General features: G+C 60.5%; 12 protein-coding genes. 5 read left to right on the top strand and 7 right to left on the bottom strand.

Annotation, left to right across the window (positions count from 1 at the left end; all coding sequences use genetic code 11):
• Positions 1-3: 3 nt before the first annotated feature.
• Complete coding sequence (locus AAC071_RS14460; protein WP_339833791.1) at positions 4-1,386, bottom strand: DUF1329 domain-containing protein; 1,383 nt, start codon at positions 1,384-1,386, stop codon at positions 4-6.
• A 154-nt stretch (positions 1,387-1,540) separates the two neighbouring features.
• Between AAC071_RS14460 and AAC071_RS14455 the strand changes: the two genes are divergently transcribed.
• The 5 genes from AAC071_RS14455 to AAC071_RS14435 all read left to right on the top strand — a co-directional run bounded on the left by AAC071_RS14455 (position 1,541) and on the right by AAC071_RS14435 (position 7,579).
• Positions 1,541-3,877 (top strand): efflux RND transporter permease subunit, encoded by a 2,337-nt coding sequence (locus AAC071_RS14455; RefSeq protein ID WP_339833788.1) that lies wholly within the window; start codon positions 1,541-1,543, stop codon positions 3,875-3,877.
• A gap of 158 nt (positions 3,878-4,035) precedes the next feature.
• Entirely contained in the window at positions 4,036-4,644 is a 609-nt protein-coding gene (locus AAC071_RS14450; RefSeq protein WP_339833784.1) for a glutathione S-transferase family protein, read from the top strand.
• Between the two features lie 19 nt (positions 4,645-4,663).
• The gene (locus AAC071_RS14445; RefSeq protein WP_339833782.1) at positions 4,664-5,509 is read left to right on the top strand and encodes a TauD/TfdA family dioxygenase; all 846 of its coding nucleotides are present in this window, start codon (positions 4,664-4,666) and stop codon (positions 5,507-5,509) included.
• Positions 5,510-5,591: 82 nt separating this feature from the next.
• Positions 5,592-6,644 (top strand): radical SAM/SPASM domain-containing protein, encoded by a 1,053-nt coding sequence (locus AAC071_RS14440; protein WP_339833780.1) that lies wholly within the window; start codon positions 5,592-5,594, stop codon positions 6,642-6,644.
• Positions 6,645-6,739: 95 nt separating this feature from the next.
• Entirely contained in the window at positions 6,740-7,579 is an 840-nt protein-coding gene (locus AAC071_RS14435; RefSeq protein ID WP_339833777.1) for an outer membrane lipoprotein-sorting protein, read from the top strand.
• Positions 7,580-7,645: 66 nt separating this feature from the next.
• On the opposite strand, the gene AAC071_RS14430 is transcribed toward AAC071_RS14435, so the two are convergent.
• The 6 genes from AAC071_RS14430 to AAC071_RS14405 all read right to left on the bottom strand — a co-directional run bounded on the left by AAC071_RS14430 (position 7,646) and on the right by AAC071_RS14405 (position 15,813).
• Positions 7,646-10,720, bottom strand: a complete 3,075-nt coding sequence (locus tag AAC071_RS14430; protein ID WP_339833774.1) for an efflux RND transporter permease subunit — start codon at positions 10,718-10,720, stop codon at positions 7,646-7,648.
• 12 nt (positions 10,721-10,732) lie between these two features.
• The gene (locus AAC071_RS14425; RefSeq protein WP_339833771.1) at positions 10,733-11,854 is read right to left on the bottom strand and encodes an efflux RND transporter periplasmic adaptor subunit; all 1,122 of its coding nucleotides are present in this window, start codon (positions 11,852-11,854) and stop codon (positions 10,733-10,735) included.
• A 358-nt stretch (positions 11,855-12,212) separates the two neighbouring features.
• On the bottom strand, positions 12,213-13,325 hold the full coding sequence (locus tag AAC071_RS14420) for a plasmid recombination protein (protein WP_339833768.1): 1,113 nt from the start codon (positions 13,323-13,325) through the stop codon (positions 12,213-12,215).
• Positions 13,326-13,541: 216 nt separating this feature from the next.
• On the bottom strand, positions 13,542-14,603 hold the full coding sequence (locus AAC071_RS14415) for an AAA family ATPase (RefSeq protein ID WP_339833765.1): 1,062 nt from the start codon (positions 14,601-14,603) through the stop codon (positions 13,542-13,544).
• A 202-nt stretch (positions 14,604-14,805) separates the two neighbouring features.
• Positions 14,806-15,411: a hypothetical protein gene (locus AAC071_RS14410; RefSeq protein WP_339833763.1), complete on the bottom strand. Its 606-nt coding sequence runs from the start codon at positions 15,409-15,411 to the stop codon at positions 14,806-14,808.
• A 240-nt stretch (positions 15,412-15,651) separates the two neighbouring features.
• Positions 15,652-15,813 (bottom strand): hypothetical protein, encoded by a 162-nt coding sequence (locus tag AAC071_RS14405; RefSeq protein ID WP_339833760.1) that lies wholly within the window; start codon positions 15,811-15,813, stop codon positions 15,652-15,654.
• Positions 15,814-16,031: the final 218 nt, after the last annotated feature.

Below are 16,031 nucleotides of genomic sequence, written 5' to 3'. Positions count from 1 at the left end.
CTCCTACCGCCGCACGATACGACGCCGCATTTCTTCGGGCAGAAACATGTTGTCGGTGATGTCGTCGGCGTTGAAATTGATGCCCTCTTCCTCGTTCTTGAGATTCTGGATCACATAGCGCCCCTCGACGAGATCATAGACGACATCGGACGCATTGAAGCAGGTCGGAACATCATAGTACTGGATGAGGTGAGCCTCCTGCACGCGCCACAGCCCGCCGCGCGCGTCATAGAGTTCGCCACCCAGCATGTTGTACCCATCCTCGTCGAAATAGGCTGTCCGGCGCTGATAGATGTGCCGCTGGCTGGGTTTCAGCGTCGCCTCGACGGCCCAGACGCGGTGCTTCTCGTAGCGCACCAGATCCTGATCGATATGTCCTGGCTGAATGATCTCTGCATATTTGTAGGAAGGCGAACTCAACTTGTAGGAATTGTAGGCGACGTATCGTTCCTCGCGACCGCGCACGGTCCAGTCGAAACGATCAAGCGGCCCGCTGAAGACGTCGAAACTGTCGGCCGTCGACATGGCATCGGAATAGATCTGCGGCGTGTCATAGGCGATGGCACTTGTGCGCTGTACTCGCGGCGTGGAATTGCTGAGACCGACCGTATATTGCCATGAGCGGCGGTCGCCCTTTGCCGGATCGACGACTTCATGCACCAGCAGAAGCTGGCCTGCGCGCCGCGCCGGCGCGATCGTCTCCTGCAGATAGCGGAATGATGTATTGTCGAGCTGCTGGAAGGACGAAACCTGTGGCGAAGAATAGTCGAACATCAATTCGTCGCGCACCTTGACCGGTGTGAAGGTGCCCTCGCGCGTCGGTGCCGCCGAAACGAAGGTCCGGCGCACCTTGTAGCCGCGATAGCGCAGATTGTGGTTCCAGACGATCTCATGGGCATTGGCAGGAATGGGAAACGGAATCCCCTTCAGAACGCCGGCAAGACTGTCGCCATTGCCGCCCAGCACGCCCGACACCGCATTTTGTCGTGTTGCCTCGTAGATGCTCTCAGGCTGTGCACATGTACGCCGTGCCGGATAGATATTGAGCTTGTATCCGGGATATGTTTCGAGCATGGCTCGCTGCCCGGGCGTCAGTGCCGCCTCATGCGCGCTCATGTTGGACTTGTCGATGGTCAGCAGGATCGGGTCGTCGGCAAAGGGGTCCGGGTAGTGACCGCCGAAATAGCCGATATTGTCGGGCGCCACGGCCAGACCGCCATCCCATGCCGGGATCGAACCATCGGCATTGCCGGCCCGTTCGGCGCCGAGCGGGGTCAGATCGCGCAACAGCCGCGCTGCCTGCTCTTCCGGCACACCGGCGCCGGTCGGCCCCGCAAGAACGGCCCATGTCGCGGCGGCGGCCCAGATAGACTTTGACAAACGCATCGAAAATCCCCCCCAATAATAAACTTGTTTTACTAACCTTGGCTCAATCGAGCGATCAAGGCTACCTTTTTGGCCGAAGGCGTCGGAGAACGGCCAGGAAAACGACTGGGGGAGACGGCCGCCGCAGCCGGCGGACGGGTTGGGGGAGTTCGGCGTGAAATTTGTTGAGTACATTGTCTTCAAGGCAAGGATCGTCATCCTTGCCTTGCTGGCGGCATTCACGGTGCTGACCGGCTTCTATGCTGTCCAGCTTCGCATGGAAGCCGGCTTCCTGAAGCAGGTGCCGACCGAACACGAATACGTCCAGACTTTCCTGAAATATGAAAACGAAGTGCCCGGCGCCAATCTCATCCTGGTCGCCGTCAAGGCGCGCGAAGGTACCATCTGGACCGCTCCCTTCCTCGAGCGGCTCCATGAAGTTGCCGAAGAAGTCACATTTCTGCCGGGCGTTCGCCGATCCACCGTCCGCTCGCTCTGGTCCACGACGACGCGTGTTACGGAAAACACCGAAGAAGGTATCAATGCCTATCCGGTGATCCCGAGCGGTGTCACAGCCAACAATATCTCGCCGGCGGACGTCGATACGATCCGCGATCGAGCGCTCAACGGCAAGCACAAGGGATTCCTGGTTTCCAACGATCACCGGGCAGCACTTGTCATCGCCGAACTGCAGGAAATCGACCCGCTGACGCGCGAAAAGCTCGACTATCTCGATCTCGCCGAACGCCTCGAAACCCAGGTCCGCGACCGCTACGAGGATGCTGACGTCGAAATCCAGATTGTCGGCTTCGCCAAATTCGTCGGCGACATTGCGGATGGCGCAAGCGATGTGATCATCTTTTTCATACTCGCTTTCGTCCTGACCACGCTGGCTGTTCTCGTCTATTCGCGTTCGACCCAGCTGACCTTTCTGGCGGTGTTCTGCTCGCTGGTGTCGGTGATCTGGCAATTCGGATTGCTGCACCTGATGGATCGCAGCCTCGATCCGCTGGCAGTGCTGGTGCCGTTTCTCGTCTATGCGATCGGCGTCAGTCACGGCGTTCAGCAGATCAACCTGATCGCTTCCGAACTCAGCGAAGGCAGGACGGCCGACGAGGCCGCCCGCACAACCTTCCGCCGGCTGCTGGTCCCGGGTTCGCTGGCGCTGGTGACCGATCTCGTCGGCTTCGGCACGCTTTATCTGATCCCGATCGAGGTCATCCAGGACCTCGCCGTCATGGCGGCGCTCGGCGTTGCCCTGAAAATCGTCACCAATCTGATCATGTTGCCGCTGCTGGCGTCCTACCTGCCCGTGCGGCCAGGCTTTGCCGAAACCTATGCTCGCCTGCGCCGCTCGCGCGAGCGCATCATGGGCATCATCGGCGGTATCGCCCGGCCAGTGCCGGCCACAGCCGCCCTGGTTCTCTTTGCCGGCCTGCTGGCCGCCGCGGTAATGGAGACCCGCAACCGCCATATCGGCGATTTGACGGAAGGCTTCTCCGAACTCTGGCCGTCGTCGCGATACAATCGCGACATCGCCGAAATCGTCGACCGCTTCTCGATCTCCGCCGATGCGCTGATTGTTGTCGTCGAAACACCCGCAGATGCCTGCATCGACTATCCGACCATGCAGTTGATCGATCGTTTCTCCTGGGTGATGCGTAACGTACCGAGCGTCAACTCGGTGCAATCGCTGGCTCAGTCGGCCCGGGACACGTCCGCGATCTGGCGCGAGGGCAATCTGAAATGGATGGCCCTTCCGCGCACCGAAACCGACCTGATCCGCACGACATCGCTCTACGAACCGTCGAGCGGCCTGCTGAACGAAGCCTGCACCATCCTGCCGGTCATCATCTATCTCGATGACCACAAGGCCGACACGATCGAGGATGTCATCGCCCGCGTGATCGAATTCCGCACAACGGATGCGGGGGCGCTGGCACGACCCGACGTCAACTTCCGCCTCGGCATGGGCGGCGTCGGCGTCATGGCGGCAACGAATGACGTAATTGAAGCCAATGAAATGCCGATGCTGGCCTGGGTCTATGCCGTCATCGTCCTGCTGGTCTATCTCGCCTATCGCGACTGGCGCGCCATCATCTGCTGCTGCATGCCGCTGCTGATGGCGACCTTCCTCGGCTACTGGCTGATGACGGCGCTCGGCATCGGACTGAAGGTGTCGACACTGCCGGTACTCGTCCTGGCCACAGGTATCGGTGTCGACTATGCTTTCTACATCTACAGCCGGCTGCAGCTCTTCCTCAATGAGGGCATGCCCATGCGCGAGGCCTATCCTCTGGCCCTGAAGCAGATCGGCGTCGCCGTCATCTTCACTGGCTTGACGCTGTCGGTGGGCGTTTCGACCTGGGCCTTCTCCGGCCTCAAGCTGCAGGCCGACATGGGCATCCTGCTGTCTTTCATGTTTCTGGCCAACATGATCGCCGCCATCGTCTTCCTGCCGGCCTTCGCTTCGACGCTGGAGCGGTTGTTCCCGCGGCAAAGCGGGCGGTGAACAGGTCGATCCGAAAAGCAGACGCGCGCCGCGCCATGGGACAACCCGGCAACACGGAGATTCAGCGCATCTTCCGATTCCACCCGGACCGGAAGATGCTCTAGACTGCCCTCAACGCAAAATAGCGGTGCCGGCACAGGCACCCGGAGGGAGACGTCATGCTGAAGATCTATCACGCCAAAAACACGCGCTCGGTTCGTATCGTCTGGCTTTGCGAGGAGCTGGGCATTCCCTATGAGCTGAAGACGCTCAACTTTGCACCCGCAGATCTCCAGTCGGAGGCCTATCTCGCAGTCCATCCACTCGGCAAGGTGCCGTCGATCGACGATGACGGGCTGATCCTCAACGAGTCGGGCGCGATCACGCAGTATCTGCTGGCGAAACACGGCAAGGGCCGCCTCGAGCCGAAGCCCGGCACGCCGGAGCACGGACAGTTCCTGCACTGGCTGCACTTCGCCGAGGCAACCTTTATGGTGCCGCTCGGCAATATCGCCCAGCACGCATTCCTTCGTCCCGAGGCCGACCGCATTCCCCAGGTGGCAGCCGAAAGCCAGGTTGCAGCAAAGAAGATGCTTTCGATCGTCGACCGCGAACTGGCCGGAAAGGACTTCATCTGCGGCAAGGATTTCACCGCCGCCGACACGATGCTCGGCTACAGCCTCATGCTCTGCAAGCTTTTCGGACTGTTGACCGATGACTATCCGAATGCTGTCGCCTATTTTGCGCGGCTGAGCGAACGGCCGGGCTTCAAGAAGGCAACCGCCTGAACGCCGGGAGAAATTAGCCATGCCCTACAAGACCATCGCCGTGAAGCCGATCTCGGGCGCCCTTGGCGCCGAGATCGAAGGCGTGGACCTGTCGAAGGATCTCTCCAACGAGACCTTCGACGCCATCCACCAGGCCTTTCTCGATCATGTGGTGATCTTCTTTCGCGATCAGCACATCACCCATGACCAGCACAAGGCCTTCGGCCGCCGCTTCGGCACGCTGAACATCCATCCTTACGTCAAGGGCATGGACGGCCATCCGGAAATCATGCGGATCGTCAAGGAGCCGGAAGACCGCGTCAATTTCGGCGGCGGCTGGCATTCCGACATGTCGTTTCTCGAAGAGCCCGCCCTCGGCTCGATCCTTTATGCGCGCGAAGTGCCGCCCTATGGCGGCGACACGCTCTGGGCAAACCAGTATCTCGCCTACGATGCCCTGTCGGACGGCATGAAGAAGATGCTCGATGGCCTGAAAGCCGTGCACACGGCGAAGGGCGAATACAGTGAACGCGGCCACTCGGCACAGAAGCGCAAGGGCATGGAAGTCGAAGTCGCCGGTGACGACACGCCGTCCTACGAACACCCCGTGGTCCGCACCCATCCCGAAACCGGCCGCAAGGCGCTCTATGTCAATCCGGCCTTCACCGAGAAATTCGTCGGCATGACCCGCCGCGAAAGCCGTCCGCTGCTGAACTTCCTTTTCGAGCATTGCACGCAGGAACCTTTCACCTGCCGCTTCCGCTGGACGAAGAACGCTATCGCCTTCTGGGACAACCGCGCCGCACAGCATTTCGCGTTGAACGACTATCACGGCCACCGCCGTCACATGGAGCGCGTAACGGTAAACGGCGAACGCCCCTTCTGATCCTCGCGGGGTTGTGATGCGCGGTCGGCGGGCCACCGGGATATGCTGGTGCAAACGAGCAAGTACCAGCACGAGCGCCGCCATGGAATCCGTCTACTACGTCCTGACCTATGCCTGCCACCGCAAGTGCCGGCATTGCTACGACACGCGCTTCCGCCCCTACGTCCGCGACGGGTTGAAAGCCGTTGTCGGCGAAGGCGTCGACAATTACCGCCGCATTGTCGGCAACCTGCCCGACAGCATGACCTATCTCGATCCGTCGAAACCCGACGCCGACGGCAATCCGTCAGAACGGATTGGACGCATCATCATGGCGGGCGGCGAATTGCTGATCGACCCGGTGCGCGAGGCGCTGCTTTATCCGGCGCTCGATGCCGTCCGCGAAAAATACGGGCACTGCGGCGCCCGCGTCGGCCTGCAGACGACCGGCGACGTCGTGACCCCGAAGATCCTCGACGAACTGCGCGAACGCGGCGTCTGGATGATCGCGGTCGCCAGCATGGACGACTATCATGTCGGCATGGAGGGCGAGAAGCGCCTCCCCTTCATGGCAAACCTGAAAGCGATGTTCGAGGCTGCCGGTTTCAAACCGGCGCCGGACGGGGAAAGCGGCCGCGACTATCTCCTGGAGGACGGTCCTTTCCACCTGTTCTTCGGCGCGCAGCCCGGTCAGTGGATTGCCGAACTCTGGCCGCGCGGCCGCGCTTGGGAAAACGGCTTGTCGAAGGCGACGATGGAAACCAACTTCTGCGCACGTTGGTCGGGTGCAAGGAACTTTCTCAATCATGGCTACGCCGGCGCCGAAGTCGCCATCGAGCCGAACGGCGATGTCTTTCCCTGCTGTCTGAAAACAAAACTTCCGATCGGCAATCTCGTCGAGGAGCCGCTGCTGGAAATCCTGGACAGCCTCAAGGGCCATCCGGTCTTCGAAGCCCTGAACGCCGGCGATCCGCTTCATATGGGCGAAAGCCTCGGCTGGGACAGCGACGCGTTTATTGCCGCCTCGCACACCACCACGCCGCAGGGAACCCCCTATGCCAATCTCTGCATTGGCTGCGACCGCTTGCACGAGGAAAAACTGGGCCCGGTCATCCGGGAATTGCGCGAACGACGCCGCGCCCGGCGTGCTGCCTGAATGGTTAATCCGGGAATATCCGTGATTCCTCTTGGAACGCGGGATTCTACCATGCATCATTCCGCCGAAACGGAACGGACGCAGGGGGAGAACGCGTGACCGGATTCCATGCTACGAAGCGCCGCGTCGAATTGGCGGCTGCCGCTATCTTCATCACCGTGCTGGCCGCCGGCCCACGCGCCGGTGCCACGTCATTGCCGCCTGAAAGCGATCCTGCGGCGCGCGGCCTTGCCATTGCCGAGGAAGTCGAAAAGCGTGACCGCGGCTGGGGCGACGCACGGGCACAGATGAAAATGGTCCTGACCAACGCATCGGGCGAAACCAGCGAACGCGAACTGCGCTTCATGATGCTCGAGGTGGACAGGCCGGACGAGGGCGATCTGAGCCTGATCACGTTCGACCGGCCGCGCGACGTCGCGGGCACGGCGCTGCTGACACATGCCCATGTCCTGCAATCCGACGACCAGTGGCTCTATCTTCCGGCTGTCAAGCGCGTGCGCCGCATTTCGTCGGCCAACAAGTCAGGTCCCTTCGTCGGCAGCGAGTTCGCCTTCGAAGATCTCGCCGCCCAGGAGGTTGGAAAATTCACGCATACGTGGCTGCGCGATGAACCCTGCGAAAGCCGGACCTGTCACGTTGTCGAGCGCAAGCCGCTGTATGAAGGCTCCGGCTACACGCGGCAGATCGTCTGGATCGACATGGAGCACTATCTGCACCGCAGGATCGACTACTACGATCGCAAGGCGGCGCTGCTGAAGACCCTGACCTTCGGCGAGTATGAACTCTTTCTCGACCGGTTCTGGCGTCCCCACGATCTCGAAATGGCCAACCATGAATCCGGCAAGACGACCCGCCTGATCTGGGAGAGCTACGAATTCAGAACCGGCCTCACGCCCAGTGATTTCGCCCCGACAAATCTCGAACGGGCGCGTTAGGTCTCAATGATTGCTGCCGGGCATGATCAGGAAACGTGATCCGTACGCCGGCGCTATTGCTAACGGCTATTCGGCCGGCACCGGCGCATCCCGCCCGGTCCGTGCCGCCTGTCGGCGTTCCTGCCAGCCCGCCAGCAGAAGATAGACCGTCGGCACGACGAACAGTGTCAACAGGGTACCGAAGCTGATCCCGCCGACAATGACGAGGCCGATCGAGCGCCGGCTTTCGGCCCCTGCGCCGCTCGCCAGTGCCAGCGGCATCGCACCGAGCACCATGGCGCCGGTCGTCATCAGAATGGGCCTCAAGCGAAGTCCGGACGCTTCCACCACCGCCTCGTAGACCGGGCGCCCCCGCGCGCGCAACTGATTGGAAAACTCGACGATCAGGATGCCGTGCTTGCTGATCAATCCGACCAGCGTGATCAACCCGACCTGACTGTAGATATTGAGCGTTGTGCCGGTCAGGAACAGCAGCAGCAGCGCCCCGGCGATTGACAGCGGGACACTGACCAGAATGACAAGTGGATCGAGAAAACTCTCGAACTGTGCCGAGAGAACCAGATAGATGAACAGCAACGCCAGAACAAAGGTTATGGCAATCGTGTTGGACGACTTGACGAACTCGCGAAGCTGTCCGTCGACATCGGTTTGCGCGGTTGCCGGCAGCAGCCGCTGCGCGGTCTCGTCGAGGAAGGCTTGCGCCTCGCCCATCGAATAACCTGGCGCGAGATTGGCCGATATCGTTGCCGCCCGCAGCTGGTTGAACCGGTTGAGCGCATTGGGGGCCACGGTTTCCGTGACGGATATGAGGTTCGACAACTGCACCATGTCGCCTTGACCGCCTCGGACATAGATATTGCTGATGTCGTCGGGCGTCTGGCGCTCTTCGTCGGCGACCTGAACGATCACGTCATACTGTTTGCCGCCCTGCTCGTAGCGCGTCACCCGGCGCCCCCCCAGAAGCGTCTCCAGCGTCCGCCCGACCGTCGCCACGTCAATACCCGCATCCACGACCTTGTCACGATTGACTTCGATGTCGAGTTGCGGCTTCTGCAGCTTGAGATTTGTGTCCGGATTGACGAAGCCCGGGTTCTGACGAATCTCCTGCATCATCCGGTTGACGAATTGCTCGAGCTCCTCATAGGTGCCGGATGCCTGGATCACATATTCGACCGGCAACGAACGTCCGCTCTGCCCCAGCGACGGCGGGTTGATCGCAAAGGCGAGAATTCCAGGAATGCGTCCCAGCCGCGGCTGGATCTCGTTGACGATCTCCTGCTGGGTACGGCTTCGATCACCCCAGTGAATGAGACGCGAGAAGGACACAAGATCGGTGATCTGCGGAAAGCCGGAAACGACCAGATAGCCGGCCACCTCGGGAATATCGACGTAGATCTTTTCGATCTGCCGGGCGTAACGGGCCGAGAATTCCAGCGTTGCACCCTGCGGGGCCTGCCCGACCACGAGCAATGTGCCACGGTCCTCAAGCGGCGCCAGTTCCCGCTGCAGCAACATCATCAGGCCGCCACAGGAAATACCGACGATCACGGCAACCGTCACCACCATCCGCTGCCGCGCGAGCGCGCGTTGCAGCAGTTTCTTGTATCCGACATCGAGATCGTCGAGCCTGTCGCCCAGCCAGCGCTGTAGGCGGCTCTGGCTTGTTTCGTGGCGCAGCAGTTTCGAACAGAGCATCGGTGTGAGGGTGAGTGCCACAAACCCCGACACGACCACGGCGCCGGCCAGCGTCAGGGCAAACTCGAGAAAGAGCTTGCCGGTGCGTCCTTCGGCGAAACTGACCGGTGCATAGACCGCAACAAGCGTAAGCGTCATGGCGATCACCGCGAAGGTGATTTCCCGCGACCCGTCAATGGCGGCCTGGAAAGGGGTCTTTCCCATTTCGATATGACGGTAGATGTTTTCGAGCATGACGATGGCATCGTCGACCACGAGACCGATCGCGAGCACCATTGCAAGCAGCGTCAGCGTGTTGATGCTGAACCCGAACATCAGCATGATCGCGAAACTGGTGATCAGTGCGATCGGAATCGTAACAACCGGAATGAACGACGCCCGCACGGTTCGCAGGAAGACGAAGATCACCAGCACCACCAGAACGATGGCTTCGACGATCGTTTCATAGACCGAACGAATGGATTCGGCGATGAAGACGGATGTGTCGTAGCCGACGAACGAGGCCATGCCTTCCGGCAGGGACGGCGCGAGGTCGTCAAGCGCCTTCCGCACGGCGGCCGCAACTTCGAGCGGATTGGCCGTTGCCTGCTTGACCACGCCGAGCGAGATCGAAGTCTCGCCATTATAGGTCGCCGATCGCCGCACGTCGGCCGCCGCGACTTCCACCCGTGCAACCTGTGAAAGCCGGACCTGGAATCCGTCGCTTTCCTTGACGACGATATTCTCGAATTCCGTCGGCGTTTGCAGCGCCGTCTTGGCCAGCACCGTGAACTCCCGATCGAGACTCTCGATACGGCCCGATGGGATTTCGGTATTCTGGGCGCGGATGGCATTCTCGACATCCTGCACCGTCAGATTGTAGGCGGCCAGCCGCGCACGATCGACCCAGATGCGCATCGAATATTCGCGGCCGCCGAAAATGCTGACCTGCGCCACACCTGGTTGGTTCTGCAGACGATCCTTGACGATGCGGTCCAGATAGTCGGTGATCTCCAGTGACGACATGCGATCGCTCTTGAACGCGATATACATGATCGGCTGCGCATCGGCCTCGACCTTGGCGATAATCGGCTCGTCGACATCGGTCGGCAAAAGGCCGCGGGCGCGGCCGACGCGATCGCGTACGTCGCTCGCGGCGACATCGGGATCGGTAGCCAGCGTAAATCGGGCCGTAACCTGGCTTTCTTCGGGACGGCTGGCCGAAGACAACACTTCGATTCCTTCGATGCCGGCCATCGAATCCTCGAGCGGCTGCGTCACCTCGCGTTCGACAACCGACGCACTGGCACCGCGATACACCGTGGTAACGGTCACCACCGGCTCGTCGATCTCCGGGTACTCGCGCACCGACAATCTGTCGTAGGACACGATGCCGATCAGCATCAGGATGAGGCTGACGACGGTGGCAAAGACCGGACGACGGATGAACAGCTCGGAAATATGCATGATCCGCTCCCGCTACCCGGCCGGATCGGGATCGGGCTGATCGCCAGTCGCTGAAATCGGCTCTACGGACGCACCATCCTGAACCTTGAGTTGCCCGGCAACGATGACGGTTTCGCCCGCCTCGATGCCCGAGACGATTTCGACCTGACCGGGCTGTCGCTCGCCGATCGTCACCGTGCGCAGGCTGGCATGTCCATCGACCACAACGAACACCGCTCTGCCGCCAGTCTGGTCGGTCACGATCGCTGACTCGGGCACCAGGATCGAGTCCCGCGTTTCGGTCACGATATCGACGCGCCCGAACAGGCCGGGGCGCAACTGGCCGTCCTCATTCGAAAGCAAAGCGCGAACGCTGAGCGCGCGCCCTTCGACGCTGACCACCGGATCGACGGCACTGACCATGCCCTCGTAGGCCTCGCCCGGCAACGCATCGAACACGATGCTGATCTTCTGGCCTTTGCGAATTCGCGTCAGGAAAACCTCCGACACCCGGAAATCGATACGCAGATTGTCGACATCTGCCAGCGTCGCGATCGGTTCGCCCGCTGTGAGATATTGCCCGAGACTGACCTGCCGCAATCCGACGATGCCCGAGAACGGCGCCTTGATCGTCGCCTTGTCGAGCGCTGTCTGTGCCGCAGCCAGTTCGGCTTCGGCCGATTTGAAATCGTTGAGGGCTTCATCGCGCGCGCGCGCGGTCCCCGACCCCTGGCGGACGAGCTGCTCGGCGCGCTGGTAGTTGGCACGAGTCAGCGTCAACCGCGCTTCGGCTTGCGCCAGACGTGCCTTCAGGTCATCGTCGTTGATCCGCAGCACGACTTCGCCCGCCTCGATCCGCTGTCCGTCGGTAAAGTCGATGCTGGTGACAATCCCCTGGATTTCGGGCGTCAAGACGATCGACTGATCGGCCTGAAGCGTGCCGAGCGCCGATACGCGCACGAGAATCGGGGCAACCTGCGCCTCGATCACCTCGACAACGGGAGGCGGAAATCCGCCCCATTGCTGCCCGGAAAAGCGATCATAGAGCCGGTAGGCAAAGAGAATGACCACCAATGCGCCGAACACGGCGAGGAGTCCGACCGCGATCATGCGGGGCGACAATTGTTTCGGGAGAAGCTCTTTCAGGGACTGCATGAAAATTCGCTTGCTGGACCGGCGACAAAACGGGACCTGGCCATGTCGAAAGACGGAAAGCCTGGCGGCCTGCCATGCAGGCCGTCTCGGGCATTCTGGAATAGGTCATTTATACGAGCAGGAAAATGGCAATTTGCCAGCATCGGCTCACATTATGGCGATGACAGGCGACAGGTCCGGCAATGGTGGGCGTGACAGGGATTGAACCTGTGACCCCTTCGATGTCAAGAAGGGGCGCAGATTCGACACCCATTGAAAGAAAAGGGAAAAGGCGTCCCCGCTTGGTCCGAAAGCGGCGCTTTTCGAGATAATTGCACCCCAGTTGCACCCCAGCAGGGCGAAGCGGCACAAGGCCCCCCTACTCCCGCTCGTAGCCCTGCCTCCGGCGCTCAAGCCCGCTGCCATCGTCGTCTTCCTCGCCGGTCAGGAATGCCCGGAGGCGCTGCCAGACCTCTTTCCCGACTTGCGGAGGCCGAGACATGGAGAGCAACGCCACCCGGAAGCGGTCACGGCCCGTGGTGATGAGAGCAACGAGCAAGCCGAAGGCCTTTGCCGTCCGGGAAGCGTCGAATCGGTATTTCTCCGCCTTGCCTTCGGCAGCCTCAAGCTTGGGGCCGAGGTCGGCCACCTCCCACTTCAAGCACCGGTTCTCTTCACGAAGGTTCAAAACCTCCCCTTCGAGGAGTTGTGCCCGGTGCTGAACCTTGTCCGCCCCGGCTGCGGCCAGCTTGAACGCCTCCAATTCAGTCAATCGGCTTTCCGCGTTGGTCATCGTTTCTGCCCTCCGTGCTGCGTTGCGCTTCTCTGCCAAGTAAGCCCCGCGAGAGAGACGACGCCGGCGCGGCCCCTCCCGTAGATGTCCGTGGAACTGGCCTACATGGGCATGGAAATCGTCCTGTAGGCCCCTCATGGCCTCGCAATAGGCCCTGTTGGCTTCCTTGGCACTCTTGCCTGCGCGCTTCTCGGCCTCCCGCGCGGCGATGCCGGGATGGACAGCCTCAAAATCTAGGCGCTTGTCGCCCGTGAGGTGCGGCACGATGAAGTAATGGAGATGTGGATAGGTCTCGTCCTCATGACGCACGACCGATGCCAGCGTGTTGCCGTAGCGATTGGAGAGCCACCGCAAGGAGCGCATCTCCCACGCCGCGTAATCGACGCGGGCGCACTCGTTCATGTCAGCAACGGCCACTGGATAGGAAAGCACTCCGGCGAGCATGACGGGCGCGTCCTTGCGCAGTTTCCGGTCCTTCGCATCTCGCGCCTCTTCGGCCTGGCAGAGAGTAGCCCGCTCGACTTCGGGCAAGGCTAGGCCGAAGAGGCGCCTCGGCGGTCGTGGAGCTTCGATGTGTGGGCACGCAGCGGTATCCCGACCAGCTTCCGCCAGCACATCGCGCAAGGACCACCGCTTGGCGGTCGCCTTCTTCGGGACGGCGCGGGCAACAGTGTCGATATGGAGAAACTGAAACGTCATCACCGCCCCTTTCTCCGGTCTACCTAGGAACCGATTGGGAGCGGTCAAATGCGCGGCGTATGTTTTTGGACGGGAGAAGAAACCTAGAGACCGACTATATTTGTTCGCCAGCCTCTTGCGGGCGCTCACAAATGTCGGGCCTGCGGCGCTAGGCGCACGATGGGCCGCAAGGTGACGACCGCCGCGTCTTTGAGGCGGTGGCAATCGCCATCCAGACTACTCCCGCACGATATGCGTGCCATCCGGGCGCGCCTCAACAAACCCGCGGGCCACAAGCTTCTTAATCCACTCGTGCGCGGTCGCGGGCCGCTCCGGGCCAATGCCTGCCGCTTGTGCTCGCTTGCGCCATTCGAGGGCATCAAGCCCTTCAACCCCGGCCTCCCGCAGCACCGCAAGAACTCTTTCTCCAACTGGAGAGAGCGACTGACAACCGGACTGATTGTCGTTGTGGGTCTCGACTGCGGCGCCACTATCGCTCGCAACAGCCAGCGAATAGACAGCCTCCCCTTCGCTATCCACGCCGCACCTGACCCGTTCGAGCGTGATGGACAAAGCTATCTTGTTGTCGTTCTTCTGCTTCTCGGCGCTCAACACAATATGCCCCTCGCAATCGCCCTCATTGAGCGCCAACAACGTGTCGAAATTACCGTTGATGACGGAGCTGCCGCGCGGCCCCTTCGTCTTGTCCTTTCCCATGTGATGGATAACGCAAACTTGCGTTCCGAGGGCCTTGGCAATTCGCGTCATCTCTCTAGTAAATTCGGCCATGGGTTCTGGCCCGCTTTCATCCGCAAAAAGACACTGGGAGAGCGTGTCTACACAGACGAAGCGGCAAGGCACACCAGAGCTCGCCTCAAGTTGCTTGATGCTGTCGACGAGCGTAGCAACGACCCCCGACTCACGCAGGCGCATCGGCTCTTCGATGAGTGCGACCGGCAAATCTGATATGTCGATGCCGCGCGCCAGAGCCCACGCAGTAGCTCGCGCCCGCAGGCCAGAGTTGCCTTCCGTCGAGAGATAGATAGCGGCCCCTTGAAGGCTACTGCGGCCGAGCACATCGAGACCCGCAGCTACGGAGAGCACGGCATCGAGGGCGACGAATGATTTTCCGGTGCCCGGCGCACCGTAGAGGCATGTCGTCCCGACCTGCGGGAAGAGACCCCGAACGAGGTGAAGCGGGAATTCGCGTCCGAGCACATCCGGCAGAGTCGTGAAACCGAGGGATTTTGCGTCGTCCGCGAACGAACGGGCGAAAATTGTGGACGGTGTTTGTTTCATCGCTGCTGCTCCATGCGGAAGACCATCTGGTCGGGATGATTTCCATATGGGTCCGTCGCGCTCAGGACGAAAAACAACAGCGGGCTAGTTATTCAGACTGCTTTAAGAACAGCAGCCGCAGACATACGTACGCCCTCCCCTTAAGGGGAGGGCGTACGTATGTCTGCGGAAGCAATAAGTATCGCCAGCGAACAACATCGCTTCAGGTCAATGCGTATATCAGAAATATCATCAAAAAACCCACCCCCCAAAAAACCCACTTGTATCTGTCACGGTCAACTTCAGCAGGTTCAACTCCAACACCCAGACCTTCCTTCGGGGAAAAATTCTGCTCTTCAACGATGGAGGAAGCGATTTGCGAGTCCTCCAGACCATTCGTCTCCTTCATCCACAAATATGCTTCATTCTTAATTTTCAACATCGTAGGCGACAGCAGTTTCCACGCCTCAAGTCGTCCGGGCGTTCCGCGCGGCGCCGCCATTATCGAACACCAAGCACACACCATCGAATGAAAGAGGTATTCAATGGAGACGATTTCCGCAGTGAGCTGTTTCCTTGTGGAATTGCCCGCAATCTGCGCCAAAGCTGGTTCGCAGTAGTCTGGGTCGCTTGCCTCCCATTCGCGAGAATGGTCCGGAGCGTCAATTCGATGCGTAAGAATAAGGAATGTTCCATACGCAGAGGCAAGAATTCGGCTTTTCTCAGCATGCGATTCTAATTCAGCGAGCGACCTCCCTATGGCGTTTATTGCCAGCATCGCATTGCCCACATTTCGTGCCGCAGCTGCGCGACGAAATATACCCAGCACTGCCCCCTCCCCTCCTAGTAGTCGCTGGAACAAAAGCACCACCACACCGCGAATGCGCCCGTGGGCAATTCAAAACCAACAAAAAGGGCGCCGCAGAACAAAGCCAGTGCTTTTACCCCAGTCTTGCCAAATGAAACTGTAAACTATTCCAGCTTCCAAAAAATTTTTGATTCCGGCTCTTGTTTTCAAAAAAAGACCATATACGCCGCCATGACGCAGATGGCAGGCATCAACGGGGCATTAAAAAGCCCGCTTATGACGCCGGAAGAGGTTTCCTCTCTTCTGGCTCTTGATGTGCGCGCCGTTCGGCGTCTGGCCCGCCGCCGGGAAATCGAACACTTCGCCATTGGTGGCGAAATTAGGTTCACCCAAGAGCAGGTCCGTGTTTTCCTCGATGCTCAACGGAGGCCCGTCGCATGCCCAACAACAGACAATCCACCGGCAAATTTTGGCTCACAAAACGCCCGGACAGCCCCGTCTGGTATGTCGCCACCTACGACCCCGTCAAGCGCAAGACCGTATTGCGCTCGACCAAGACGACCGAAGAAGCTGCGGCTCAAAAAGTGCTCGCAGGATTCATCCTCGGACACGACATCCCACAGCAGGCCCATTCGCAGACG

The organism is uncultured Parvibaculum sp., from assembly GCF_963975745.1.
Lineage (GTDB): Bacteria > Pseudomonadota > Alphaproteobacteria > Parvibaculales > Parvibaculaceae > Parvibaculum.
This window is presented reverse-complemented; position numbering and strand designations above follow the sequence as displayed.

Excerpts from the sequence above, each read along its gene's own strand:
- AAC071_RS14415 (WP_339833765.1), bottom strand. The coding sequence starts at position 14,603 with ATGAAACAAACACCGTCCACAATTTTCGCCCGTTCGTTCGCGGACGAC.
- AAC071_RS14445 (WP_339833782.1), top strand. The coding sequence starts at position 4,664 with ATGCCCTACAAGACCATCGCCGTGAAGCCGATCTCGGGCGCCCTTGGC.
- AAC071_RS14440 (WP_339833780.1), top strand. The coding sequence starts at position 5,592 with ATGGAATCCGTCTACTACGTCCTGACCTATGCCTGCCACCGCAAGTGC.
- AAC071_RS14430 (WP_339833774.1), bottom strand. The coding sequence starts at position 10,720 with ATGCATATTTCCGAGCTGTTCATCCGTCGTCCGGTCTTTGCCACCGTC.
- AAC071_RS14420 (WP_339833768.1), bottom strand. The coding sequence starts at position 13,325 with ATGACGTTTCAGTTTCTCCATATCGACACTGTTGCCCGCGCCGTCCCG.
- AAC071_RS14425 (WP_339833771.1), bottom strand. The coding sequence starts at position 11,854 with ATGCAGTCCCTGAAAGAGCTTCTCCCGAAACAATTGTCGCCCCGCATG.
- AAC071_RS14460 (WP_339833791.1), bottom strand. The coding sequence starts at position 1,386 with ATGCGTTTGTCAAAGTCTATCTGGGCCGCCGCCGCGACATGGGCCGTT.
- AAC071_RS14450 (WP_339833784.1), top strand. The coding sequence starts at position 4,036 with ATGCTGAAGATCTATCACGCCAAAAACACGCGCTCGGTTCGTATCGTC.